A 22,362-nucleotide genomic window follows, 5' to 3' on the forward strand; every position below is an offset into this window, starting at 1 on the left:
TTTGCGCCAAGCAAACGGCCTAGGGCGCAAGCCGGTTCAGGTCACGCGGGAAGAGCGTGGTCTCGCGCACGTTCGGCACCTCGATCATGCGGGCCAGCCAGCGCTCTAGGCCGATGGCGAAGCCGCCGTGTGGCGGCATGCCGTACTTGAAGGCCATCAGGTAGCTCTCGAACGGCTCGGCGGCGATGCCCCGCGCCTCCAGCGCCGCCAGGTAGTCCTCGTAGCGGTGCAGCCGCTGGCCGCCCGTCACCAGCTCCAGCCCGCGAAACAGCAGGTCGAAGCTATTCGAGTAGGCCGGGCGCTCAGGGTCGGCGTGGGTGTAGAAGGGCCGCTTGGCCATCGGGTAGCCCCACACGAACAGGAACTCCGACCCGTGCGTCCGCTTGGCCCACTCGCCCAGCCAGCGCTCGTGCGCGGGGGCCAGGTCCGGCTCGTGGCGCGCGTCCTCGCCGGTCTCGCGGTAGATCAGCTCCAGCGCCTCGGTGAAGTGGATAGCCGGGATCTGCTCGGGCACCTCGGGCAGGGCCACCTTCAGCAGGGACAGCGCCTCGGCGGCGTCCTCGCGCATGCTGGCGATCATGCCCCGCAGCGCCGTGGTGAGCACGGCCATCACGTCGCGGTGGTCGCGGATGAAGCCCAGCTCGCAGTCGAGCGACACGTACTCGTTCAAGTGGCGCGGCGTGTCGTGCGGCTCGGCGCGGAACACCGGCGCGACCTCGAACACCCGCTCGAACACACCGACCATGGTCTGCTTGTAGAACTGCGGGCTCTGCGCCAGGTAGGCCTTCTGGCCAAAGTACTCGATCGCAAACACGTTCGCGCCGCCCTCGGTGGCCGAGGCCACCACCTTGGGTGTCTGGATCTCGGTGAACGCCATGCCGCGCAGCGTCTCGCGGAAGCCGCGCATGGATGCCGACGAGAGCGCGAAGATCGCGCGGTGGCGCAGGTGGCGCAGCGCCAGCGGCGCGTGATCCAGGATGGTGGGCAGCTGGGCCTTGATCGTGGGCCGGAACATGTCGAAGGGCGGCGGCTCGTGCGAGCGCGAGAGCACCTCGACCTGCGGCGCGTGGATCTCGACACCGCCCGGGGCCTGCGGCACGGCCACCGCCTGCCCCGTAATGCTCAGCACGGTCTCGGGGTGCAGCGCAGCCACCTGCGCGGCCAGCGCGGGGTCGTCGATCACGATCTGGGCGAGGCCCTTGGCGTCGCGGAGGATGAGGAAGCTGACGTTGGCCAGCTGGCGCAGGCGGTGCAGCCAGCCGCACAGGCGGACGGTCTCGCCGCTGTGCTGGCCGATCTCGGTGGACCAGATACGGGCGTGTTCCATGGGGTGCCTCCACAAGATTGTGCCGCTCGCCGCAGGCTGCGTGCGAGGGGCAAACATAGCCCCCGCTCGCCATGCGGACGAGGGGGGCCAGCTCGTGGTGCCACCGCATTTCGCCGTGCGCGCTGGAGGGGCGCGCCGGCCTTCGGGTGCCCGCTAACGGGGGCAGGGCGGCGGGGCTTACTGTGCGGCGCAGGCCGCGGTTCTCCCCGCGCTCGGGAGGGTCTTCGCCAGGGGAGCGGAGGCCGCGCTCACAGCTCTGCGCAGCTCTCTGAGGCTCTGCTCATCCCCGCTACTTGTCTCCGTCATCGCTTTCGCATGGAAGCATACCAGCTGCGCCGCACGATGTCAAAGGCCTTTTGGCCGATGTCAGCGGAACGAGCCGATGGGCAACGAATACCACGAAGACGCAAAGGCACGAAGGCGAACAAACCAAATCACCACCAGGACTCCAAGGCTCCAAGGTTCAGAAGGGGCCGCTATAGAGCCAACCCTGATGCCGCCCGCCTCACCAGCACCACCCCTCCGAGGTCAGCCCTGTGCGGGCGTATACGTTCTGACCATTGGAACCTATACGCCACGTCCCCTTGATCAGGCCCCGCACCGCGTGCTATCATCACAGCAGTCTCCGCAGCGAGAAAGCGAAGCCCATGCCAGCGCAAGAGGATATCCGCCACCAGCAGGAGCTGCTCTCGATCCACCGCAGAAACCTAGAGGTGCTGCTGAGGCAGCACGCGCTCCAGGGCGGCGAAGCCCACGCCACCCCGGTCGTCACCAACAGCATCCGCGAGAACCGCACGCAGATCGCGCGCATCAAGGGCGTGCTGCGCGGCTGGGGTCTGCCCGCCGAGGATCACCCAGACGATGTGGAGGTGCCGCCGCAGGGCCAGGCCTCACAGGCCCCTGTGCCAGGCGGTGGAAATGTCACTATTCACGGCGGCACATTCTATGGCCCGGTCGGGCCGTCAGGAGGAAGCGTGTTCAACCAGTCAAACTGGAACGTGCAGGGCAACGTGTACAACATCGCCGGGGATCTGAACCTCGGCGCGAGCGCTGGAAAGGATGAGTTCCTGGCCGCGCTGCGTGCGTTTAAGGCCGAGCTGGACAAGGCCAAGGATGTGCCCGCCGACACCGCCGAGGATGTGCGCGACGATGTGGATGGGGCGATCAAGGCCATCGACCGCGCCGCGCCCGACAAGGCCCGCGCCGAGTCGAAGCTGGAGAGCGCCAAGAAGCTGCTGGCCGACATGGCCGGGGCTGCGCCATCGGCGCTGCTGCTGGGCAAGCTGCTGGGCGACGCCCTGGCGGCGCTGCCGCAGCTGCCGTTCTAGCCCCGCCGCCCTGAGAGACGACGAGGCCCGCCGCACGCCATCGGGCGCGTGCGGCGGGCCTTACTGCGATACGCTACTTGCCCTGCGCCGCCTCAGCCTCGGCGGGCGGCTCGGGGGCGTCGGACTCGCGCGAGATGCCGCGCATCAGCAAGCGGTAGCTCACCACCGCGATCGGCACCATGCACCAGTAGTTCAGCACGCGGAAGATCAGCGTGGAGGGGATGGCCGCGTTGCCCACGCCCAGGCCCTGCAGGGTCAGCGTGATCGCCGTCTCCACCGTGCCGCCGCCGCCCGGCAGCACGTTGAAGGTGCTGGAGATCAGGGCCACGCCGAAGGCGGCTAGCACCACCCACAGCGAGGTGAGCGTGCCCAGGCTGTAGAGCACCAGCATCAGCGCCACGCTGTGGATGGTCAGCGCCGTGAGCTGCACGCCGATCAGCAGCAGCAGGTCGGTCCAGCGCGCCGTGATCATCTCGCGGCCCCGCGCCAGCTCGCCGATGGCCCGCAGCACCAGGCCGTCATCCCAGGTGCGGCGCGCGATCTGCTCCAGCAGGCGCTTGACCCACATGGCCCAGCGCAGCAGCAGCGCCTCCTCGCGGGTGAGCACAAACACCACCACGCCCACCACCACCACGCCCACCGCCGCCGCGATCAGGCTGTCGGTCTCGGCGCGGCCAAAGTTGCCGCGCACGCCGATGAAGAACAGGCTGAAGCCAAAAAGGATGATCATGGCCGTGGTGTAGCTCAGCGCCTCTAGGGTGGCCAGCAGCGCCGAGTGGGCCGCCGTGACGCCGCGCCGTCGGAACGAGTGCACGATAAATGCGTAGCTGGCCACGCCCCCGGCGGGGAAGGACTGGCTCATAACGATGGCGATCATGGCCACCGCCCACAGGCGCAGGGCGCTGAAGCCCTTGTAGCCCAGCGAGTGCAGCCCCACGCGGTAGACCTGCGAGGCGATGAAGAAACCGACCAGCTCCAGCACGAAGGCGAGGGCAATCCACAGGGGTTGGGCCGAGAGAGTCAGCTTGAGGGAGTCAAGAATGTGCGCAAAGTTTTGGTAGATGAGGTAGATGACAACCGCTGTCAGAATAAGACTCAAAGCGATCTGAAAACGCCGGAGATTCATACACTTCCTTTCGCAGCGCGGCCCTGTGGGGTGGACGCCCAATCTCTCTGTTGTGTTGCACGCTCTTTCCGGCAGTATACACGAGAGCCACGCGGGCTGTCACGCTTGGGGGCGCGGGATCGCAGGGGCGGTGCACTCTGGTTCGGCAGAACGTTTTACCATCAAGACTCCAAGACTCCAAGGGGCAAAAGGGAACACATCCTCTGGTTTCAGCATTGTTCGCTTGATCTTGATGCATTGGTTTTAGAAAACGCATAGGCCCTGGAGTACAGCTTGGCGCTGCGGCAGGGGAATCTTCTCTAGTTTTACACCCCGCATCGATCTATTTGTATCTATGAGCCGATGTATATCTTTAATAGTCATTTTATTGTTCTACCACATTGCGCTGCTATTTTCCCAGAGGATGTGCTATTGTCCAGGCGGATCTTTCATTCTACGTGTTCCTCCGTCACTTCCCCTGGTGGGCGTTTTGGTAAACATGTGCATTGCCATTGATTTGGCCAGGGTGCACCTTCGTCGATAGTGGGTATTTTTGGATAGTGGTGCATGCCATACGCGGGGTTGCTCGGGGCAGGACCCAAGCAACCCCGCGAGGGAGTGTAACCCCTTTCGATTCTCCCAATTTGAGGCGTTCCTATGCCGAATGCTGGCCGCTGGTGTTCGTGCATATGGCCATCAAAACGTTAGCGGCACCTTCGCCGCATGGGCTAGGTGGGTAGGGCTGGCTGCCCACCATTTCCTTACACCTTTTATTTCCTTGGTCTCTTGGTCCCTTCAGAACCTTGTTGCCTTGGTGTCTTGGTGGTGAATGGGTTCCCTTTGCGCCTTCGCACCCTCGCGGTGAGTCGTCCGATCCTCCCAGCGCCAGGTGGCGATACGCAGCGCCACGATGCAGCAGGCCAGCCAGATCGCCCCGGCCAGGTAGCCGCCCAGGATATCGGTGGGGAAGTGGACGCCGAAGTAGACCCGCGAGAGGCCGACGCCCAGGATGATCAGTGTGGCGGCGGGCCAGACCGCCGGGCGCAGGCGCGTGCCGCGCAGCAGCCGCCAGAGCACCACGGCCAGCATGCCGTAGCACACCATCGCGCCCATGGCGTGGCCGCTGGGGAAGCTGTAGCCCGCCACATCGAAGGTGCGTGGGGTCAGATCGGGGCGCACGCGCTGGTAGAGGCCCTTGAGCAACTGGTTGAGCACGCCGCCGCCCGCCGCCGCCAGCACCAGAGCCGCCGCGTCGACCCAGCGGTGCTTGAGGTAGAGGCCCAGCGCCATCAAGGCCACCAGCAGCCCCAGCACCATGGGCTCGCCGATGGTGGTGAGGAGCAGCATGGCCGCGCTGAGCGCGGGGGTGGCGCGCGCGTGCAGCCAGAGGATGAGGCCGTCATCCAGGTGGATGTAGCGGTCGCCCAGCGCACCGTGGGCCAGCCAGACAAACAGCATCGCGGCCAGCGCGCAGAACGCCGCGCCCGCAGCGAGGGTCGCGCCGATCTTTCCGAGGGGCAGCAGGCGGGCCGCATCGTCGGGGCCGCCGGGCTGGGGTGGGGCAGATTGCTCGTGCATGGTCGTGTCCTTCTTTGGTTGTCTCGCTGGTGGGGGAAGAGCAAGTTTTTTGCCCGCGAGGGCAGCATCTATTGACAGCGATTCATCCAGAATGATACGATAGCAGAAGGCAGCACGCATGTTTCATTTTCTATAGCGCCATCATATGACCGGGAGCACCTCCGATGACCAGCCACCCCGCGCCCCAGATCGCGCCGCCTCTACACCTCGTGTGGCGCTACCGCACCCGTGTGTACAACTGGGGGACTGCCGCGATCCAAGATGGGCGTGTCTACATGTCCCCCTTGTCCGTCCTTGCGCTCGATTTGGCTACGGGGGCGCTCATCTATGAGACAAAGCGATTATCAGGTATGGGCCGTTCGCTCTGTCTTGTCGACGGATTATTGCTATTTGCCTATGAGGGCGGGATTGGTGCGCTTGACCAAACGGATGGCCAGCCTGTGTGGCAGGTTACGACCACGGCAGCACGGGAGGTGTCACCTTTATGTGACCAAGGCATCGTCTATTGGATGAGCCATTCGCTCAGCGCCGATAGAAACATCGCACAGAGCACCTCGCTCTGTGCCTATGATATTCGCCAACAACAGATGCGCTGGCAGGTAGAGCTTGGGGTTTATGTGCATGGATCGCTTATTCCTGCCCTCGATCAAGAGGTGATCTTTATTACTCGCCATCAAGAGGGTGAAAAACAGGTGGCGGCTCTGCGTACCAGCGATGGGTCGCTGATTTGGACTACTCCACTCGCGCCAAAAGAAAGTGCGCTTTGGAATATTATCGCGGATGAGACGACGGTGTATGTGCCGCTTGAGCGGGGACGGTTGCTCGCCTTGGACCGTGCGACGGGGCAGGTGCGCTGGGCGATCCCATCGAGCCTGTATCATCCGCAGCGCCAGGGCATCAATGTGCATACGGGCGTCACCTTGGCCGACCAGCGGCTGTATCTGGGTACCGATGCAGGCATCAGCTGCGTTGATGCGGCGACCGGTGCGATTATCTGGGAGCGGGAGCGGGAGCTTATTGACAACAGGGGACACTTCAGCTGCGATGGAGCACCCCCACTGGTGAGCGGGGCGTATCTCTACGTTCCTTCGCGCTATGGGCTGTCCTGCCTCGATCGCAGCACCGGCGAGGAGCTGTGGGTCTACCATACGCGTGGGGGGATCCATACCGCGCTCGCCGCCGCCGATGGTTACCTGGTGTTTGGTTGCCACGATGGCTACTACTACTGCTTCGCCGACGATACCCACCCGCCCGCGCCCAAGCCGCGCGGGCGGCGGAAGGTCACATAGGGCCGTAGCACGCAGCAGGGCGCGGCCACCATGCGGTGGCCGCGCCCTGCTGCTCTGTGTCTCGCGCTGCGCCGGGGCCTAGCTGGCCCAGAGCACCTCGTCGGTGGGCACGAGGGTGCGCGCGGCCCAGTCGCCGAAGGCCTCGCCCTCGCGCCGCGTGCCGCGCCACTGGTCGAAGGCCTCGGCCAGCACATCGGCCAGCACGTCGCCGCGCACATCCGACTTGTACAGCCGGGCCAGGCGGGTGCCCTCGAAGCTGCCGCCCACGAACACGTTGTAGAGGTTCAGGCTGCGCCCGACGATGCCGATCTCCGCCGTGGGCGGGCGCGAGCAGGCGTTGTGGCAGCCGCTCATGCGGATCCACACGCGCTCGCTGCCGTAGCCGCGCTCTTCGAGCTGGCCGATCACCTTGGGCAGGAAGCGCTCGCTCTCGGCCACAGCCAGGCCGCAGGTGGGCATGGCCACGCAGGCCATGGCGTAGCGCCGCAGCTCGCTCAGCTCGCCGCCAGATGTGCGCAGGCCGTAGGCATCCAGCTGCTCCTGCAGCGCCGCCTTGTCGGCCTCGTCGATGTTCACCAGCACCAGGTTCTGCTGGGCGGTCAGGCGTATCTCGGGGCGGAAGCGCTCGATGATCGCGCGCAGGCCCTCCTTGCTGCGGGTGGTCGCGTCGTTCTTGATGCGCCCGTTCTCGACCCAGATGCCCACCAGCCAGCGGCCATCCTTCTGCTGCTCCCAGCCCAGGTGGTCGTGCACCTCGTAGGTGGGCACCTCGGCGGGCGCGGCCAGCTCGTAGCCCAGCACCTTGGAGACCTCGTCGCGGAACCACTGCACGCCGCGCTCGGCCAGCACATACTTCAGGCGGGCGTGGCGGCGGTTGCTGCGGTCGCCCGAGTCGCGGTAGACCGCGCTGGCGGCCTCGATCACGCTCTGGGCCTGATCGGGCGTGGTGAAGCCCACGCGGTCGGCCAGGCGCGGGAAGGTCTCGGCCTTGCCGTGGGTGCTGCCCAGGCCGCCGCCGGCCAGCAGGTTGAAGCCGCGCACCGCGCCGCCCTCGCCCAGCACCGCCTCCAGCGCCAGATCGTGGGTGAAGATGTCCACGCAGTTATCGTTCGGCAGGCCGATGGCCATCTTGTGCTTGCGCGGCATGTACTGCGTGCCGTAGAACGACTCGCTGCGGGTGGGGGCGACCTTCACGCGCGTGCCGTCGGAGAGGAACTTCTCGCCGTCGAGCCACAGCTCGTAGTAGGCGGTGGACTCGGGCAGGAAGTGGTCGCTGATCTTCAGCGCCAGCTCCTGGAAGTCGAAGTCGTAGCCGGGCAGCAGGTCGGCCACCGGGCAGGCCATGAAGTTGCGGGCCACGTCGCCGCAGCCGCCGTAGGTGGTCATCCAGCGCTCGTTCAGCGCGCGGATGAGCGGCTTCATGTTGGCCTTGCCCACGCCGTGGAACTGGAAATCCTGCCGCGTGGTGATGCGCAGCGTGCCGTTGGCGTACTTGGTGGCCAGCTCGTCGGCCAGCAGGTACTGCTCGGCGGTCAGCCGCCCGCCAGCGAACTTGGTGCGCACCATGAACGACCAGGCGCGGCCCAGCCCCTGCTTCTTGCGCGCCTGGCGCTCGTCGCGGTTGTCCTGCTGGTAGGAGCCGTGGAACTTCAGTAGCTGGTTCGCATCGTCGGAGACATTCTCCGTCGAGAGATCGCGCATCTCATCAAAGATCAGGCCGCCGAGGCCGTTCTCGATCTTCAGATGCTCAACGTGGGACAGCTCGGGTGTTTCCTCAGACATAGGGAGACTCCTCATAGTCGCCAGGAGCGCTGGCAGATGCTGGGTGACCGTGCCGAAATGCATGCGATGGGGGGCACGCGGGGAGAATACCACACCACGGCAAAAAAGACGAAGGGCGGCGTAGGCCCGCGTGAACCCCAGCTGCATTAGAGATACCCCAGCTCCTCCAGCTTGCGGATGATCTTGGCCGCGCTCTCCTGCGGGGTCTCCTCGGCGGAATCCACCACCACCTCGGGGTTCAGCGGCTCCTCGTAGGGGTCGCTCACGCCGGTGAACTGGGTGATCTCGCCCGCCAGCGCCTTCTTGTACAGACCCTTCACATCGCGCTCGATCGCGACCTCCAGCGGCACGTGCACGTACACCTCGACGAAGTTGCCGATCTTGCCGCGCAGCTCGTCGCGGATCGCGCGGTAGGGCGAGATCGCGGCGGAGATCGCCACCACGTCGTTGCGGGTCAGCACCTCGCACACCCAGCCGATGCGGCGGATGTTGGTGTCGCGGTCCTCCTTCGAGAACCCAAGGCCCTTGGAGAGGTTGGTGCGCACCACGTCGCCATCCAGCACCTCTACCTTCTTGCCGCGCTCGCGCAGGTCTTTCTCGATGATCTCGGAGAGGGTCGACTTTCCAGCGCCAGACAGCCCAGTGAACCAGATCGTAAAGCCGGTGGACATGTTCGCTCCTTCAGACAGCAAATAGTCGGTAGAAAAATCAGCGGGAACTACGATTCGGTCAGGCCCCAGCGCACGCGCACGCGGTGCTCGATCGGGGCGAAGATGATACGGTCGATGGCGACGCCCACCATGATGATCAGGATCATCACGGCCATCACCTGGGCGGCGTCGTTCAGGTCGCGCCCGGTCTGCAGCAGGTTGCCCAGGCTGAGCGTAAAGTACAGCAGCTCGCCCGCCATCAGGCTGCGCCACGCGAACGACCAGCCCTGCTTCAGGCCGCCCAGGATGGTGGGCAGGGCGGCGGGCAGCACCACTTGGGTGTACACGGCGGGGCCGCGCGTGCCCAGGGTGCGGGCGGCGCGCAGGAAGATCGGCGGCGTGTTCTTGACGCCCGCCTCCACGCCCAGCGTGATCGAGAACAGCGCGCCCATCACCACCACGAAGATAATCGCCCGCTCGTTCAGGCCGAACCAGAGGATGGAGAGCGGCAGCCAGCACACGCTGGGCAGGGCCTGCAGGCCCAGCACCAGCGAGCCGAGCGTCTCGTTCAGCCACTTAATCCGACCGATCAGCAGGCCCAGCACCACGCCGATGGCCAGCGAGATGCCGTAGCCGATCGCCAGGCGCTTCAGGCTCACCAGGGTGGCGGTCAGGAAGCCGCCGGTGGTGATGCCCGCCCACAGCGTGCGCAGCACCTCGATCGGGCCGGGCAGCAGGTAGGGCGGCCAGATGCCCGCGCGGGCCACCAGCTCCCACCCGGCCAGCAGCGCCAGGTAGAAGGCCAGCCGCCGCAGCCAGGGGCCAGCCGACTCGGCCAGCGCGGCAGATGCGGTGCGCTGGATGGGCAGGGCGTCGTTGCTCATCAGGCGGCCTCCATGGCGGTGCGCAGCACGCCCAGGATCTCGGCGGCCTTGTGGGCCAGGGCCGGATCCTCCAGACTGCGGGTGCGCGGCAGGTCGATGCGGTAGTCGGCGATCACGCGGCCCGGGCGGGGCGAGAACACCAGCACGCGGTCGCCCAGGGCCACGGCCTCGCGCACGTTGTGGGTCACAAACACGATGGTCTTGCGCGTGCTGGACCAGATCGCCTCTAGCTCGGCGTGCAGGCGGTCGCGGGTGAGCGCATCCAGCGCGCCGAACGGCTCATCCATCAGCAGCACCGAGGGGTTGATGGCCAGCGCGCGGGCGATGGCGGCGCGCTGCCGCATGCCGCCGGAGAGCTGGTGCACGTAGCTGCGCTCGAAGCCCTGGAGGCCGACCACGCCCAGCAGCTCACGGGCGCGGTCGGCGCGCTCGCGGGCGGGCACGCCTAGCTGGCGCATGCCGTACTCCACGTTGTGCTGCACATCCAGCCAGGGAAACAGCGCCGCCTCCTGGAACAGCAGCACGCGCTCGGTGCCTGGGCCTTGGATGGCCTGGCCGTTGGCGTAGATCGTGCCGCTGGTGGGCGCATCTAGCCCGGCGATGATGCTGAGCAGCGTGGATTTGCCGCAGCCGCTCGGCCCCAGCAGGCACACGAACTCGCCAGCGGCGATGTCGAGCGTGGTCGGCTCAAGCGCCGTCACCAGGCCAGCGCGGCTCACAAACTGCTTGGAGACGCCCTCTACCCGCAGCGGGATGCCGCCGCTGGTCGGCTCGGATGCCGACACGTTGCGCTGTGTGTTCACCGCCACCCCAGAAACTCGTTCGACCATGTGATAGCTCCCCGTGGCCCGCCCCAGGCGCTGCGGCCTGAGGCGGGGCGTCTTCCCACTGCTTCTCGATGCGCGCCGCTACTGCGCGGCCACGGGCGCGAGGCCCTTCTCCTTCAGCACCTCGTTGAGCGGCCCCAGGTCGTAGATCCCGCTCAGGTCGGGCTTCGCGGCCCCCAGGAAGCCGAGCGCGAAGGCGTGATCGGCGGATGTGAACAGCGACTGGGCCAGGGGGTCGTAGGTGATGTCCAGGTTTTTGTAGGCCGCCTCCAGCACCGCATCCGAGAGCGCCGCGCCGGTGATCCGCTTCAGCTCGCTGTTGACGATCTTCTTGGTCTCATCGGGGTTCTGCTTGATGAACTCCACAGTCTCGACGTGGGCGGCCAAGAAGGCCTTGACCAGGTCGGGGTGCTCGGACAGGAACTTGCGGCTGGCGATCACGTGGGTGGTGACAAACTGACCGTTGGGCCAGATCGTCCGCTCATCCACCAGCACCTTGCCGTTGGCCTCCTGGATGAGGCGCGAGGCCCACGGCTCGGGCACCCACGCGCCATCGATCGCGCCCTGCTTGAACAGCGTGAGGATGTCGGCGTTCTGGGTCGGGATGATCTCGACCGTGCCGCCCTTCTCCGCCGTCTGCAGGCCATTCTCCTGGATGTAGTAGCGCAGCGCCACATCCTGGGTGCCGCCCAGCTGCGGCGACGCGATCTTCTTGCCATCAAGATCCTTGCCAGAGGCGATGTTCGACTCGGGGCGGACGATGAACAGCGCGCCGCCGCTGGCCGCGCCCGCCACCACGCGCAGGGCGTCGCCCTTGCTCTTCACATAGCCGTTGATCGCCGGGTTCGGCCCGATGTAGCCTAGGTCGATCTCGCCTGCGAACAGCGCCTCGATCAGGGCGGGGCCGGCGTTGAAGGTCTTCACATCCAGCGTCGCGTTCGCGCCCAGCGCATCCTTGAACGTGCCGCGCGCCACGCCCACCACCGCCGGGGCGTGGGTCAGGTTGGGGAAATAGCCCAGCCGCACCGTCACGCCCGCGCCGGATGGGGCGGGGGCGGCCTGCTCGGTGGCGGCGGCCTGCCCGGCGGCAGGCGCGGTGGCGCTCGGCGTATGGGTCGCCCCCGATGGGGCCGTGGTCACCGCGCTGCTGCCACACGCCGCTAGAATGAAGAGTGCCGCCGCCGCCGCCATCGCCCGAAACGAGATGAGCTTCCTCATGAGCGTTCGCCTTTCCATTCTAGCCAGAAAAAACCGGACAACCAGCAGCGACTAGGCCGACTGGGCCTGCGCGTAGGCCTCGATCAGCACCTGCGCGACCTCGGGGCGGGTGAACTCGGGCGGCGGAAGCTCGCCAGCGCTCAGCAGCTCGCGCACCTTGGTGCCGCTCAGAATCAGGTGGTGCGAGTGGTCGTGCGGGCAGGTGCGCGAGGAGACAATCGAGCCGCAGGTGCGGCAGTAGAAGGTGTGCTCGAACTTCACCGGCGTGACCAGCAGGTCGCCCGGCTGCAAGGTGTCGAACAACAGCTGCGCGTCGTAGGTGCCGTAGTAGTTGCCCACGCCCGCGTGGTCGCGGCCCACGATGAAGTGGGTGCAGCCGTAGTTCTGGCGCGAGATCGCGTGGATGATCGCCTCGCGCGGGCCAGCGTAGCGCATCGCCGCCGGGTAGGCGGCCAGCAGCACGCGGTTCTTGGGGTAGTAGCCCTCCAGCAGCACCTCGTACGAGCGCACGCGGGTGGCGGCGGGCACGTCGTCGCCCTTGGTGGCGCCCACCAGCGGGTGCAGCAGCAGGCCGTCGATGGTCTCCAGCGCGACCTTCTGCAGGTACTCGTGGGCGCGGTGCACCGGGTTGCGCGTCTGGAAGCCGACAATCGTGCTCCAGCCCTGCTCGGCGAAGTAGGCGCGGGTCTCGGCGGGGGTGTAGGCCAGCTGCGGGAACGAGGGCGCGATCGGGGCCAGCTGCCAGACCGGCCCGGCCAGCAGCACCGGCCCCTGGCGGTAGAGCCGCGCCACGCCGGGGTGGGCCTCGTCGGTGGTGCGGTAGACCAGCTCGGCCTCGCGGCGCACATCCACGCGGTACTTCTCCTGCAGCTCCAGCAGACCCACCAGCTGGCCATCCTGGCTGCGCAGGGCCACGCGGTCGCCCTCGCTCAGCGCTGCGGCCTGCTCCTCGCTCACGGCCAGCGTGATCGGGATGGGCCAGAGCGTGCCGTTGGAAAGGCGCATCTCGCTGATCACGCGCTCGTGGTCGGCGCTGCCCAGAAAGCCGGTGAGCGGGCTGTAGACGCCGGTCGCGATCAGCTCAAGGTCGGCCAGGCCCACCTCGTTCAGCACCACCGTGGGCGCGCTGGCGGCCTGGGCAAGCGCATCATCCAGCGCGCTGCCGCTGAGCACGCGGTTCACAAGCTCGCCGCCGTGGGGAAGGATCTGCTGTGTTGCCATTCTCTCCTCGGATTCGTTTCGATTCAATGCACTGCCAGGGAAGCTCGGCTGGCGGGCAACGGGTGGCGCGAGAAGCGCAGCTGCCCGCCAGCTATATGAGAGGGTTTGATTAGAGATGGATGCCGCACTCGACCTTGCCCTTGCCCGCCCAGCGGCCAGCGCGGGTGTTCTCGCCAGCCGCCTGGCTGGTGCAGGGCGCGCAGCCGATGCTGGGGTAGCCCTGGTCGAGCAGCGGGTTGTAGGGCACGTGCTGGGCGTGAATGTAGCGCCACACGTCGCGCTCGCTCCAGTAGGCCAGCGGGCTGATCTTCAGCACCTGGTGCTTGGCGTTCCACTGCACTAGGTCGGTGGCGGCGCGGGTGGAGGACTGGTCGCGGCGGATGCCGCTGATCCAGGCGTCGTAGGGCGCGAGCGCATCGGCCAGCGGCTTGACCTTGCGGATGCCGCAGCAGCGGTCGGGGTCGCGGTCGTGCAGCTTGGGGCCGTACTGCGCATCCTGCTCGATCAGCGAGAGCGCGGGGCGCTGGTACTCGACCGTGATATTGTAGCGGTGGGCCGCCTGCTCGGCGGTGGCGTAGGTCTCGGGGAAGAGCAGGCCGGTGTCCAGAAACACGATCGGCGTGCCACGGCCCAGCCGCGCCACCATATCGAGCAGCACCATGCCGGAGGCACCCCCGAAGCTACACGTCAGCACAAGCTGCTGGCCAAAGGTGTCGGCGGCCCACGCGAGCAGCTCCTCGGACGGGGCGTTGCGGAATCGGGCATTGATGGCATCTAGCTCATCGCTCGACCAACGTTCCGTATCAAACGCAACAGAAGTTGTCATCGATCTCGCCTTCCACAAAGAGAAACCCGGCTGTGCCAGGGTGGCCAGCGGGTTCATGCCTCAGCGCACGGTGTAAATGTTGTGCAATACACTCTAGTTACTTAGGATAATATTATAGTTGACTTTACTTGTCAAGTACTTTATAATTTCGGCGCTTGTCAAGCAATAACTTCTTGATTTCGGCCTTCTTCTACCGCCGCCCGCGCTGCCGCACAGCGCGCAGCCACCGCAAGAAACTCGACAAACTACATGCCCGCATACCCGATCATCCTCACCCAGCTCGATCAGGCCCGTGTTATTGTCATAGGCGGGGGCAGCGTCGCCGAGCGCAAGATCGCAGGGCTGATCGAGGGCGGCGCGTGTCCCGTGGTGATCTGCCCCACGATCACCGCAGCGCTCGCAGCCTGGCACGCCGAAGGTAAGATCACATGGCAGGCCCGCCCCTACGCCGAGGGCGACCTAGCCGGGGCCGCGCTGGCCATCGCCGCCACCAACGTGCGCGGCGTCAACGCTGCCGTGGCCGACGAGGCCCGCAGGCGCGGCGTGCTGGCCAACATCAGCGACGCACCCGAGGAGGGTGGCTGGACCACCACCGCCACCGTGCGGCGCGGCGACCTGCTGATTGCCGCCACCACCAACGGAGCCAGCCCATCCCTCACCGCCGCCATCCGCCGCGAGCTTGAGGCCGCCTACGGCGACGAGTACGCCGCGCTGCTCGCACTGCTGCGCGAGATCCGCGCCGGCCCCGCGCGCAGCCTGCCCCCCGCCGCACGCACAGCCCTGCTGCGCAGGCTGGCCAGCCGCGAGGCGCTGGCCCTGGTGCGCGGCGGCCAGCACGAGCAGATCGCCCAGATCGTGGCGCAGGCGCTGGCGGAAGCCGCGCCCGAGCAGCCACACCAAACGCCCAAGGAGCACACCCATGAGTAGCACCGGCTTTGTCTCGCTGGTGGGCGCTGGCCCCGGCGATATCGAACTGATCACGGTGAAGGGGCTGCGCAGGCTGCAGCAGGCCGACGTGGTGCTGTACGACGCGCTCAGCAGCCCACAGCTGCTGGAGGAGTGCCGCCCCGACGCGCTGCTGATCGCCGTGGGCAAGCGCAGCGGCAAGATCTCGGCATCGCAGTCCGCGATCAACCAGCTGCTGGTCGCCCACGGCCAGGCGGGCAGGCGGGTGGTGCGGCTGAAGGGCGGCGACCCCTTCGTGTTCGGGCGCGGCGGCGAGGAGGCCGAGGCCCTGACGGCGGCTGGCATCCCGTGGGAGGTGGTGCCGGGCATCTCGTCGGCCATCGGCGTGCCCGCCTACGCGGGCATCCCCGTGACCCACCGCGAGGCGGCCTCGTCGGTGACGATCGTCACCGGCCACGAAGATCCCTCGCGCATGGAGACCCGTATGAACTGGCACGCGCTGGCCCAGGGCGCAGACACGCTGGTGTTCCTGATGGGGCTGGGCAGCATCGCCGAGATCGCCGCGCACCTGATCGCCCACGGTCGGCCCACCGACACCCCCGCCGCCGTGATCAGCCACGGCACCACCGCCGCCCAGCAGGTGGTGGTCGGCTCGCTTGAGAATATCGCCGACGCCGTGCAGCAGGCCGGGGTCAGCACCCCAGCAGCGATCGTGGTGGGCGAGGTGGTGCGGCTGCGCGAGCGGCTGGCTTGGTTCGCCGCCGAGCACGGCATCCAGCCCGCGCCCGCAGCCGAGCCGCTGGCCGTGGCGCGCGGCCAGCGCTAAAGACACACCCGCGTACACAGCAGAGCAGGAGGAGGAGAGGCGATGTTGTTGGCGCAGCAGATCTCGACGACTACCGCGCAGCCGCGCGGCGAGGCCCGCCGCCACGCGGTGATGCTGGTGGGGCATGGCAGCCTGCGGCTTGGCTCGGGCGCATCCATGATCCGCCTCGCGGGCCACCTGCGCGCGGCGGGGGCCGCCCCGATCACCCAGGCCGCGTTTCTCAACTACACCCGCCCCTCGGTGGCCGAGGGCGTGGCGCGCTGCATCGCGCGCGGGGCGGAAACGATCACGGTGCTGCCCTACTTCCTGGTGCCGGGCTGGTTTGTCACCAGCGCGCTGCCCAAGCAGCTCCGCGCCTGCCAGCTGGCCCACCCCGGCGTGCCGATCGCGCAGGCCGCGCCGCTGGGCGACCACCCGGCCCTAGCGCGGCTGGTGGCCCAGCGCGCCGCCGAGGCTTCCCAGCGCCACTGGCAGCGCCCGCCCCCGCCCCACACCGCGCTGCTAATGATCGCCCACGGCAGCCCCGACGGGCGCAACAACCGCCCGATCTACCAGGTGGCCGAGCGAGTGCGGGCATCAGGGAAGTTCGCGCATGTGGCAGTCTGCTTTATGGATCTGAACGCGCCCAGCATCGGCGCGGCGGTGGAGGCGGCGGTGGGGGATGGGGCGAGGCGCGTGGTCGCGGTGCCCTACTTCCTGCAGATGGGCAACCATGTGGCCGAGGATCTGCCGCAGCTGGTGGGCGAGGCCGGGGCGCGCTTCCCACACACCCCTGTGGTGCTGGCCGAGCACCTGGGCTACGACCGCGCGCTGCTAGGGCCGCTGGCCGACCGCGCCGCCGAGGTACAGAGGATTCGCTCTGAAATCAAGATAGAAAAATAAGCTCACTACGAGAGCTTATCCAAGCGCATTACCACGAAGAAGGTTTATTAAACGTACCATTAGCATCTGCAAGCGTATCATCAAACTGGCTACTCGCTAGGGCACCCTGACGGATAGGTTTCTGAAATGATGCATGTTTTCCTAATTCAACACTTGGATGCCGAGGATTTGGATTCAGAACACCCACAACCAATCCTAAATCTTTTCTTATAACTTTAATTGGCTCAACGAGATCCGAATCATTTGTAATTAATATTGCAGCGTCATATTCACCCATAAAGCCATCCTTTAGAAGATGCGTCGCAATATTTACATCCGATCCTTTCTCCTCTGTCTTAATAACATTTACATATGGGCTACTTCCTGGGGGTGGACTTACAAGCCTCATCATCACAGAGCTAGTCAAGAAGTGCCCTAGGACTATCTGCAAATTTGGGATAGTGCGTAGTGCACGTAAATATAGCTGTTGCCGAGTGTGCTGATCTGGATCATTTGGCCGAGCACTCACATGTGCCGTAAAATACGTAATAGAGTTGATAGTATGGCGTGGTAATAAAGAAGTAGATAGTTTATGTATGTTCAGCCATTTATATGGAGTACCTTTGACTGCACAATAATATAAGTTAAATCCATCAACGTAGATGTTCGTTTTCACATTTTTGTCCATTAATAAAGCAAAGACCGCATCTGAAACAGATACGGTCTCGCACTCTGTCTTCGAAAAGACAGAGGGGATGTGGAAATACTATACTACTGAACGCCCATTTTGTCAAACTATAATACGCGCCTACCACAGCGCCAGCTGAGCGGCGGGCCGCTGGCCTGCCAGCAGCACATAGGGCGCGGCCCAGCCCGCCACCACGCCCAGCCGCTGCAGCTGGCCCAGATCGGTAATCTTGGCCGCGCGCCGCGCCGCGATGATCTTGTCGGCGCTAGCTGGGCCGATGCCAGGCACCCGCAGCAGCACCTGGCGCGGCGCGCGGTTGACCTCGACCGGCTCGTGCAGGTGCCGCTCGGCCCAGGCCTGCTTGGGCGTGCGGTCGCGGGGCAGCAGGCCACCCTCATCAAACGGCAGATCCTCCACCGCAAAGCCATAGTCGCGCAGCAGAAACTCGGCCTGGTACAGCCGCAGCTCACGGGCCGGATCCTCGGCGGGGATGTCGGCGAACGGCGACTCGTCGATCGGGCGGAAGGCGCTGAAGTAGGCGCGGCGCAGATCCAGCTCGTGGTGCGCCCGCGCCACCGTGGCCATCAGCTCGCGGTCGCTCTCGCCCGCCGCCCCCACCACAAACTGCGTGGTCAGGCTTTTCGCGCCTGGCGCACCTGTGGCCCTGGCCTGCCGGATCAGCTCGGCGGCCCAGGCCATGCGGCCCCACATGCTGCTGGTAAACTCTTTGTCGGGGGAGAGCTGGGCCAGCCGCTCGGCGTTGGGGGCCTCTAGATTCAGTGAGACTCTATCTGCCAGGGCCACCGCGCGCTCGATATACTCGAACGCCGCGCCGGGGATGAGCTTCAGGTGGATGTAGCCGGTATAGCCCTCGCGCAGCCGCAGCCGCTCGACGGTGGCCAGCATCTTCTCCATGGTCGTGTTCGCATCCGGCACGATCCCCGAGGAGAGAAATAGGCCCTCGGCGCGGCGGCTCTGGCGCAGGATGCCAAACGTCCTCACCAGCTCGTCAGGCTTAAACGTGGTGCGCTGGCGGCGGATGGCGCATGACGTAAAGCAGTAGGAGCAGCTGAATCGGCACGCATTCGTCTGCAGCACCTTCATCAGCTTGGTGGTGCCGCCGGGGCGCTTGGCCTCGTAGATCATGTTGGCCGCGCCGCGAAGGCCGCCGGGGGTGGGGGCCGACGTCGGCACGCTGGTCACGTCGTCCTCGGCCTCGCCGCCCAGGATGTGCAGCTTCTGCTGGATGTCCGGCTCGAAGATCAGCGCTGCCATGGCCTTACCTCTAGATAAAACATATGTTCTCATTATAGCATAGGCCATGGCGATGCCGCTAGCGCATATACGGCGCATCTCCCCCCGCGCGCACGTCGCGCAGGCGCACCACATGCGGGTCGATGATGTCCATCTGCTCCAGCTCATCCCAGCCGAAGAAGCCGTACTCGGTGGTCTCGTCGCTCAGCCGCAGCTCGCCGCCCACCTGCTCGACCACGAAGTTGAGCGCCACCAGCTGGAAGCGGTTGCCGTCGGCGTAGGCCACCAGCATGTCGGGCGAGCTGTACACGCCCAGCAGCCGCGTGGCCCGCACCCGCAGCCCGGTCTCCTCCCAGACCTCGCGCTCGACAGCCTCGGCCACGCTCTCGCCCGCATCCACCCCGCCGCCGGGCAGGCACCAGCGCCCGTTGTCGGTGCGCCGCGTCAGCAGCACGCGCCCGCCGCCCGCATCCAGCAGCACGGCGCTGCAGCCCAGGCGGATGCTCGCCTCGCGCCCGATCCGCTCGCCGTAGAGATAGTGGGCCATGGATCAATCCTTTCTCAAAGCTGTGGTACGATCTGCTTGCCAGAATTGTATGAGAAGAAAAGAGGGAGCCTATGGAGGAGAAACCACGCATCCAGATCCGCTACTGCACGGGCTGCCGCTGGCTGATGCGCGCCGCCTGGACCGCGCAGGAGCTGCTGACCACCTTCGAGCAGGAGCTGGGCGAGGTGGCGCTCGCGCCGGGCAGCGGCGGGGTGTTCGAGGTGCGGCTCGACGGCGAGCTGGTGTGGTCGCGCGCCGACGAGGGCCACCTGCCCGAGCTGAAGGAGCTGAAGCAGATCATCCGCGACCGCGTGGCCCCAGGCCGCTCGCTGGGCCACTCCGACCGCTAGACCCAGCCCAGATCGGCCATGGCCCCCAGCAGCGCGGCGCGCACGGCGCTGCCCGTGTCGCCAAGGGCGCGCACCAGCAGCCCCGCCCCGCCGGGCAGCGCGGTCGCGCCCAGGCCGGGCCGCCGCGCCAGCGCCGCCACGCCTGCGGCGGCGTCCAGCGTGTCGCCCAGCAGGTAGAGGCTGCCCGCCACCGGCTGCGCGGCCAGCACGCCGGGCGCATCCAGCGGCTGCTGCCCAGGCTCCAGCGCAAAGCGCTCGGCGGCCAGCAGCCGCCCGCCCGCATCGCAGATCTCCACACGGCTGGCGTAGCGCCGGAACGCGAAGCGCTCGCCCCGCGCTAGCCGCCCCGGCACCAGCACATCCAGCAGCGCCAGCCGCGCGCCCGCCCCCAGCAGCACCCGCGTCTCCTGGCGAAAATCGGCCCCGCCGAACAGGATGGTCGGCTCGGGCAGCCAGCGCAGGCGCGCGCCCGCCTCCAGCCGCAGCTCCAGGGCTTGCTCGGCGTGCAGCGCGGGCATGCGGTAGACCTGCGTGGCGGCGGCGGTGGTGATGGCGGCCTCGGCCCCCTGGCCCAGCGCCACCCGCAGATCGTAGCGGTCGCCCGCCAGGATGCCGCCCAGGTGCACCATGGTCAGCGCCGCCATGCCGGGCGCGTCTGGCTGGTCGTAGCGCAGCCGCGAGAGCTGGATGGGCGGGTGGGTGGCCAGCCGGGCCGCGCGGGTGGTCGCGCCGTCGCGCGCCAGGGCCACGTCCATCGCGCCGCGCTGGCGCTGGCTCACGCTGGCCGTCGTCATGCGCCGCGCTCGATCACGCCGATCACGGCCTCCAGCACCGCGTCCAGCCCCTCGCCGGTGGCGCAGTTGGTGAACACGAACGGCTTGCCCTGGCGCTGCACCTCGGCGTCGCGCCGCATCACATCCAGGCTGGCCCCCACGTAGGGCGCGAGGTCGGTCTTGTTAATCACCAGCAGGTCGGATGTGATAATGCCCGGGCCGCGCTTGCGCGGGATCTTGTCGCCGCCCGAGACATCGATCACGAAGATGAAGTAGCTGACCAGAGCGCGGCTAAACGTCAACGTCAGGTTGTCGCCGCCGCTCTCCAGCAGGGTCACGCGGCCATCGGGGAACTGCTCCTCTAGCTCGGCGGCGGCGGCCAGGTTCATGGTCGGGTCGTCGCGCACCGCCGTGTGGGGGCAGCAGCCCGTCTCCACACCCACCACGCGCTCGGCGGGCAGCACGCCCTCCAGGGTGCGCCGCACGTGCTGGGCGTCCTCCTGGGTGTAGATGTCGTTGGTGATCACCAGCGGCGGGTAGCCGCGCGCGATCAGCATGGGCACCAGCCGCTCGATCAGGGCCGTCTTGCCGCTGCCCACCGGGCCGCCCACGCCCACGCGGGGCGTGCTGCCGATGCCCCAGCCCATGGGCAGGGGGTCGTCGTGGGTGTGCGGGTGGGTGTGCTCGTGGTCGTGGGTGTGCATGGCGCTCTCCTCGTGTGGTGCCTGGGTGGGAAAACCGCGGGCGCAGGGAACACCCGCGCCCGCTCCGTGGCCCGCGCTACTTCTCGCCCTGGAGGTGCCGCTGGGCAAACTTGACCTTCTCGATGGTCTGGAAGCTGCCGCCGCCCTCGTGGTGGTTGTAGTGGTAGATGCGGATGTCCTTCTCGCCCGCCCAGTGGTTGTGGGCGGCGAAGACGGTGGAGGGCGGGCAGATCTCGTCCATCAGGCCCACCGAGAACAGCGCCCGCGCCTTGGCACGCGCCGCGAAGTTCACGCCGTCGAAGTAGGAGAGCGTGGAGAACACCTGGTCCACCTGGTCGCGGTGCACCAGCAGGTAGCGCACGATCTCCTGGTAGGGGTAGCCGTCGGTGATGGCGGTGGCGCGGCGGTAGTGGCACAGGAAGGGCACATCGGGCATGGCCAGCGCCACATTGGGCGAGAGCGCGGCGGCGGCGATGCTCATGCCGCCGCCCTGGCTGCCGCCCGTCACCGCCACGCGGGCGGGGTCGATGGCCTCGTGGGCCAGCGCGGCCTCGACAGCGCGGGCGCAGTCGGTGAACAGCCGCCGGTAGTAGTAGGTCTCGGGGCTGGCCACGCCGCGCGTCATGTAGCCGGGGTGGTGGGGGTTGCTGCCCTCCGGCTCGGCGTCGCCGGTGTCGCCCACCTGCCAGCCCGAACCCTGGCCGCGCGTGTCCATCACCAGGTGCGCGAAGCCAAGCGAGGACCACAGCGTCCAGTCGGTCACAAACGCGCGCCCGCCGCCGTAGCCGATGAACTCGACCACGCAGGGCAGCTTGCCGTCGCGCTGCTTGGGCATGGTCAGCCAGCCCTTGATGCGCTGGCCGCCGTAGCCGCTGAAAGTCACGTCGTAGGCATCGATGGTGGCGAAGCGCAGGTCGCGCACCGGCTCGAACACGGGATTGAGGTCGAAGGCTCGGGCCGTGGCCAGGGTATCGCGCCAAAATGCGTCAAAATCAGCAGGCTCCTCGCGCTCGGGCAGGTAGGTGCGCAGCTGATCCAGTGGAAGGTCGAAGAACGCCATGGGTCACTTCTTTCTTCTGGCGAATGCGGACGGCGCTATGATACCACGGACGAGAGGGCTTTTCACCACCAAGGCTCCAAGCGAGCACAAGAAACCTTTACCACGAAGACGCGAAGGCACGAAGGGAAAACCGATTTGCCACCTCCACGACAAGCAGCAAAAGGGTAGCAGGCACAACAGACATGGCCTATGAGCCCTCGGGCAGCGCGCAGATTTTTTACCACCAAGACTCCAAGAGAGCACAAAGAGCCGCTTTACCACGAAGACGCAAAGGTTCCAAGATTCTCGGGCAACACACTTGCCTCTTTTGTCGCATTTATAGATGGGTTTCTATCTTTAATAGCGGGTCTGTGATTCA

At 66.8% G+C, this 22,362-nt stretch carries 22 protein-coding genes; 6 read left to right on the top strand and 16 right to left on the bottom strand.

What is annotated here, in order from left to right:
- Positions 1-19: 19 nt before the first annotated feature.
- A complete protein-coding gene (gene aspS, locus F8S13_10635) occupies positions 20-1,327 on the bottom strand; it encodes an aspartate--tRNA(Asn) ligase (GenBank protein KAB8143458.1) in 1,308 nt (435 codons plus the stop codon).
- Positions 1,328-1,974: 647 nt separating this feature from the next.
- On the opposite strand from aspS, the gene F8S13_10640 reads away from it, so the two are divergent.
- Positions 1,975-2,655, top strand: a complete 681-nt coding sequence (locus F8S13_10640) for a hypothetical protein (protein ID KAB8143459.1) — start codon at positions 1,975-1,977, stop codon at positions 2,653-2,655.
- Between the two features lie 73 nt (positions 2,656-2,728).
- Here F8S13_10640 and F8S13_10645 read toward each other — a convergent pair whose 3' ends face one another.
- Together F8S13_10645 and F8S13_10650 are read right to left on the bottom strand one after the other, a co-directional pair.
- Entirely contained in the window at positions 2,729-3,781 is a 1,053-nt protein-coding gene (locus F8S13_10645; protein ID KAB8143460.1) for a flippase-like domain-containing protein, read from the bottom strand.
- A 774-nt stretch (positions 3,782-4,555) separates the two neighbouring features.
- Positions 4,556-5,458 (bottom strand): phosphatase PAP2 family protein, encoded by a 903-nt coding sequence (locus F8S13_10650; GenBank protein ID KAB8143461.1) that lies wholly within the window; start codon positions 5,456-5,458, stop codon positions 4,556-4,558.
- A gap of 44 nt (positions 5,459-5,502) precedes the next feature.
- Between F8S13_10650 and F8S13_10655 the strand changes: the two genes are divergently transcribed.
- The gene (locus F8S13_10655) at positions 5,503-6,627 is read left to right on the top strand and encodes a PQQ-binding-like beta-propeller repeat protein (protein KAB8143462.1); all 1,125 of its coding nucleotides are present in this window, start codon (positions 5,503-5,505) and stop codon (positions 6,625-6,627) included.
- Positions 6,628-6,705: 78 nt separating this feature from the next.
- Here the strand turns inward: F8S13_10655 and F8S13_10660 are convergent, their stop codons facing one another.
- The 7 genes from F8S13_10660 to F8S13_10690 form a co-directional block, all read right to left on the bottom strand.
- Positions 6,706-8,556: an NADPH-dependent assimilatory sulfite reductase hemoprotein subunit gene (locus F8S13_10660; protein KAB8143463.1), complete on the bottom strand. Its 1,851-nt coding sequence runs from the start codon at positions 8,554-8,556 to the stop codon at positions 6,706-6,708.
- On the bottom strand, positions 8,556-9,080 hold the full coding sequence (gene cysC / locus F8S13_10665; GenBank protein ID KAB8143464.1) for an adenylyl-sulfate kinase: 525 nt from the start codon (positions 9,078-9,080) through the stop codon (positions 8,556-8,558). Before cysC ends, F8S13_10660 begins: the two co-directional genes overlap by 1 nt.
- Before the next feature lie 47 nt (positions 9,081-9,127).
- Positions 9,128-9,943 (bottom strand): ABC transporter permease, encoded by an 816-nt coding sequence (locus F8S13_10670; protein KAB8143465.1) that lies wholly within the window; start codon positions 9,941-9,943, stop codon positions 9,128-9,130.
- Positions 9,943-10,773 (bottom strand): ABC transporter ATP-binding protein, encoded by an 831-nt coding sequence (locus tag F8S13_10675; GenBank protein ID KAB8143466.1) that lies wholly within the window; start codon positions 10,771-10,773, stop codon positions 9,943-9,945. Before F8S13_10675 ends, F8S13_10670 begins: the two co-directional genes overlap by 1 nt.
- A gap of 78 nt (positions 10,774-10,851) precedes the next feature.
- The gene (locus F8S13_10680) at positions 10,852-12,006 is read right to left on the bottom strand and encodes an ABC transporter substrate-binding protein (protein ID KAB8143467.1); all 1,155 of its coding nucleotides are present in this window, start codon (positions 12,004-12,006) and stop codon (positions 10,852-10,854) included.
- A 33-nt stretch (positions 12,007-12,039) separates the two neighbouring features.
- Positions 12,040-13,209: a sulfate adenylyltransferase gene (sat, locus tag F8S13_10685; protein KAB8143468.1), complete on the bottom strand. Its 1,170-nt coding sequence runs from the start codon at positions 13,207-13,209 to the stop codon at positions 12,040-12,042.
- A gap of 109 nt (positions 13,210-13,318) precedes the next feature.
- A complete protein-coding gene (locus tag F8S13_10690; GenBank protein KAB8143469.1) occupies positions 13,319-14,035 on the bottom strand; it encodes a phosphoadenylyl-sulfate reductase in 717 nt (238 codons plus the stop codon).
- 249 nt (positions 14,036-14,284) lie between these two features.
- Here F8S13_10690 and F8S13_10695 point away from each other — a divergent pair, with 249 nt between their 5' ends.
- Genes F8S13_10695 through F8S13_10705 form a run of 3 tightly spaced genes read left to right on the top strand, consistent with a single transcriptional unit; the run spans position 14,285 to position 16,649 of the window.
- Positions 14,285-14,962, top strand: coding sequence for a bifunctional precorrin-2 dehydrogenase/sirohydrochlorin ferrochelatase (locus tag F8S13_10695; protein ID KAB8143470.1), 678 nt, complete (start codon positions 14,285-14,287; stop codon positions 14,960-14,962).
- On the top strand, positions 14,955-15,767 hold the full coding sequence (cobA, locus tag F8S13_10700; protein ID KAB8143471.1) for a uroporphyrinogen-III C-methyltransferase: 813 nt from the start codon (positions 14,955-14,957) through the stop codon (positions 15,765-15,767). The genes F8S13_10695 and cobA overlap by 8 nt, the downstream gene beginning before the upstream one ends.
- A gap of 42 nt (positions 15,768-15,809) precedes the next feature.
- A complete protein-coding gene (locus tag F8S13_10705; GenBank protein ID KAB8143472.1) occupies positions 15,810-16,649 on the top strand; it encodes a hypothetical protein in 840 nt (279 codons plus the stop codon).
- A gap of 28 nt (positions 16,650-16,677) precedes the next feature.
- Here F8S13_10705 and F8S13_10710 read toward each other — a convergent pair whose 3' ends face one another.
- The 3 genes from F8S13_10710 to F8S13_10720 all read right to left on the bottom strand — a co-directional run bounded on the left by F8S13_10710 (position 16,678) and on the right by F8S13_10720 (position 19,117).
- Positions 16,678-17,316 carry an NYN domain-containing protein gene (locus tag F8S13_10710; GenBank protein ID KAB8143473.1) on the bottom strand — a complete coding sequence of 213 codons (639 nt, stop codon included), beginning with the start codon at positions 17,314-17,316 and terminating at the stop codon, positions 16,678-16,680.
- A gap of 120 nt (positions 17,317-17,436) precedes the next feature.
- On the bottom strand, positions 17,437-18,591 hold the full coding sequence (locus F8S13_10715; protein ID KAB8143474.1) for a radical SAM protein: 1,155 nt from the start codon (positions 18,589-18,591) through the stop codon (positions 17,437-17,439).
- Between the two features lie 58 nt (positions 18,592-18,649).
- A complete protein-coding gene (locus F8S13_10720) occupies positions 18,650-19,117 on the bottom strand; it encodes an NUDIX domain-containing protein (protein ID KAB8143475.1) in 468 nt (155 codons plus the stop codon).
- Positions 19,118-19,188: 71 nt separating this feature from the next.
- Between F8S13_10720 and F8S13_10725 the strand changes: the two genes are divergently transcribed.
- Positions 19,189-19,467, top strand: a complete 279-nt coding sequence (locus F8S13_10725; GenBank protein KAB8143476.1) for a SelT/SelW/SelH family protein — start codon at positions 19,189-19,191, stop codon at positions 19,465-19,467.
- Here the strand turns inward: F8S13_10725 and F8S13_10730 are convergent.
- From F8S13_10730 to F8S13_10740, 3 genes are all read right to left on the bottom strand, one after another.
- Positions 19,464-20,261, bottom strand: coding sequence for a hypothetical protein (locus F8S13_10730; protein KAB8143477.1), 798 nt, complete (start codon positions 20,259-20,261; stop codon positions 19,464-19,466). The two genes, F8S13_10725 and F8S13_10730, sit on opposite strands and share 4 nt — an antisense overlap.
- Positions 20,258-20,887 carry an urease accessory protein UreG gene (ureG, locus tag F8S13_10735; GenBank protein KAB8143579.1) on the bottom strand — a complete coding sequence of 210 codons (630 nt, stop codon included), beginning with the start codon at positions 20,885-20,887 and terminating at the stop codon, positions 20,258-20,260. The genes F8S13_10730 and ureG overlap by 4 nt, the downstream gene beginning before the upstream one ends.
- 133 nt (positions 20,888-21,020) lie before the next feature.
- On the bottom strand, positions 21,021-22,004 hold the full coding sequence (locus F8S13_10740; GenBank protein ID KAB8143478.1) for an acetylxylan esterase: 984 nt from the start codon (positions 22,002-22,004) through the stop codon (positions 21,021-21,023).
- Between the last annotated feature and the right edge of the window lie 358 nt (positions 22,005-22,362).

The sequence above is a fragment of the Chloroflexia bacterium SDU3-3 genome (assembly GCA_009268125.1).
In the GTDB taxonomy this organism is placed as follows: Bacteria; Chloroflexota; Chloroflexia; order Chloroflexales; family Roseiflexaceae; genus SDU3-3.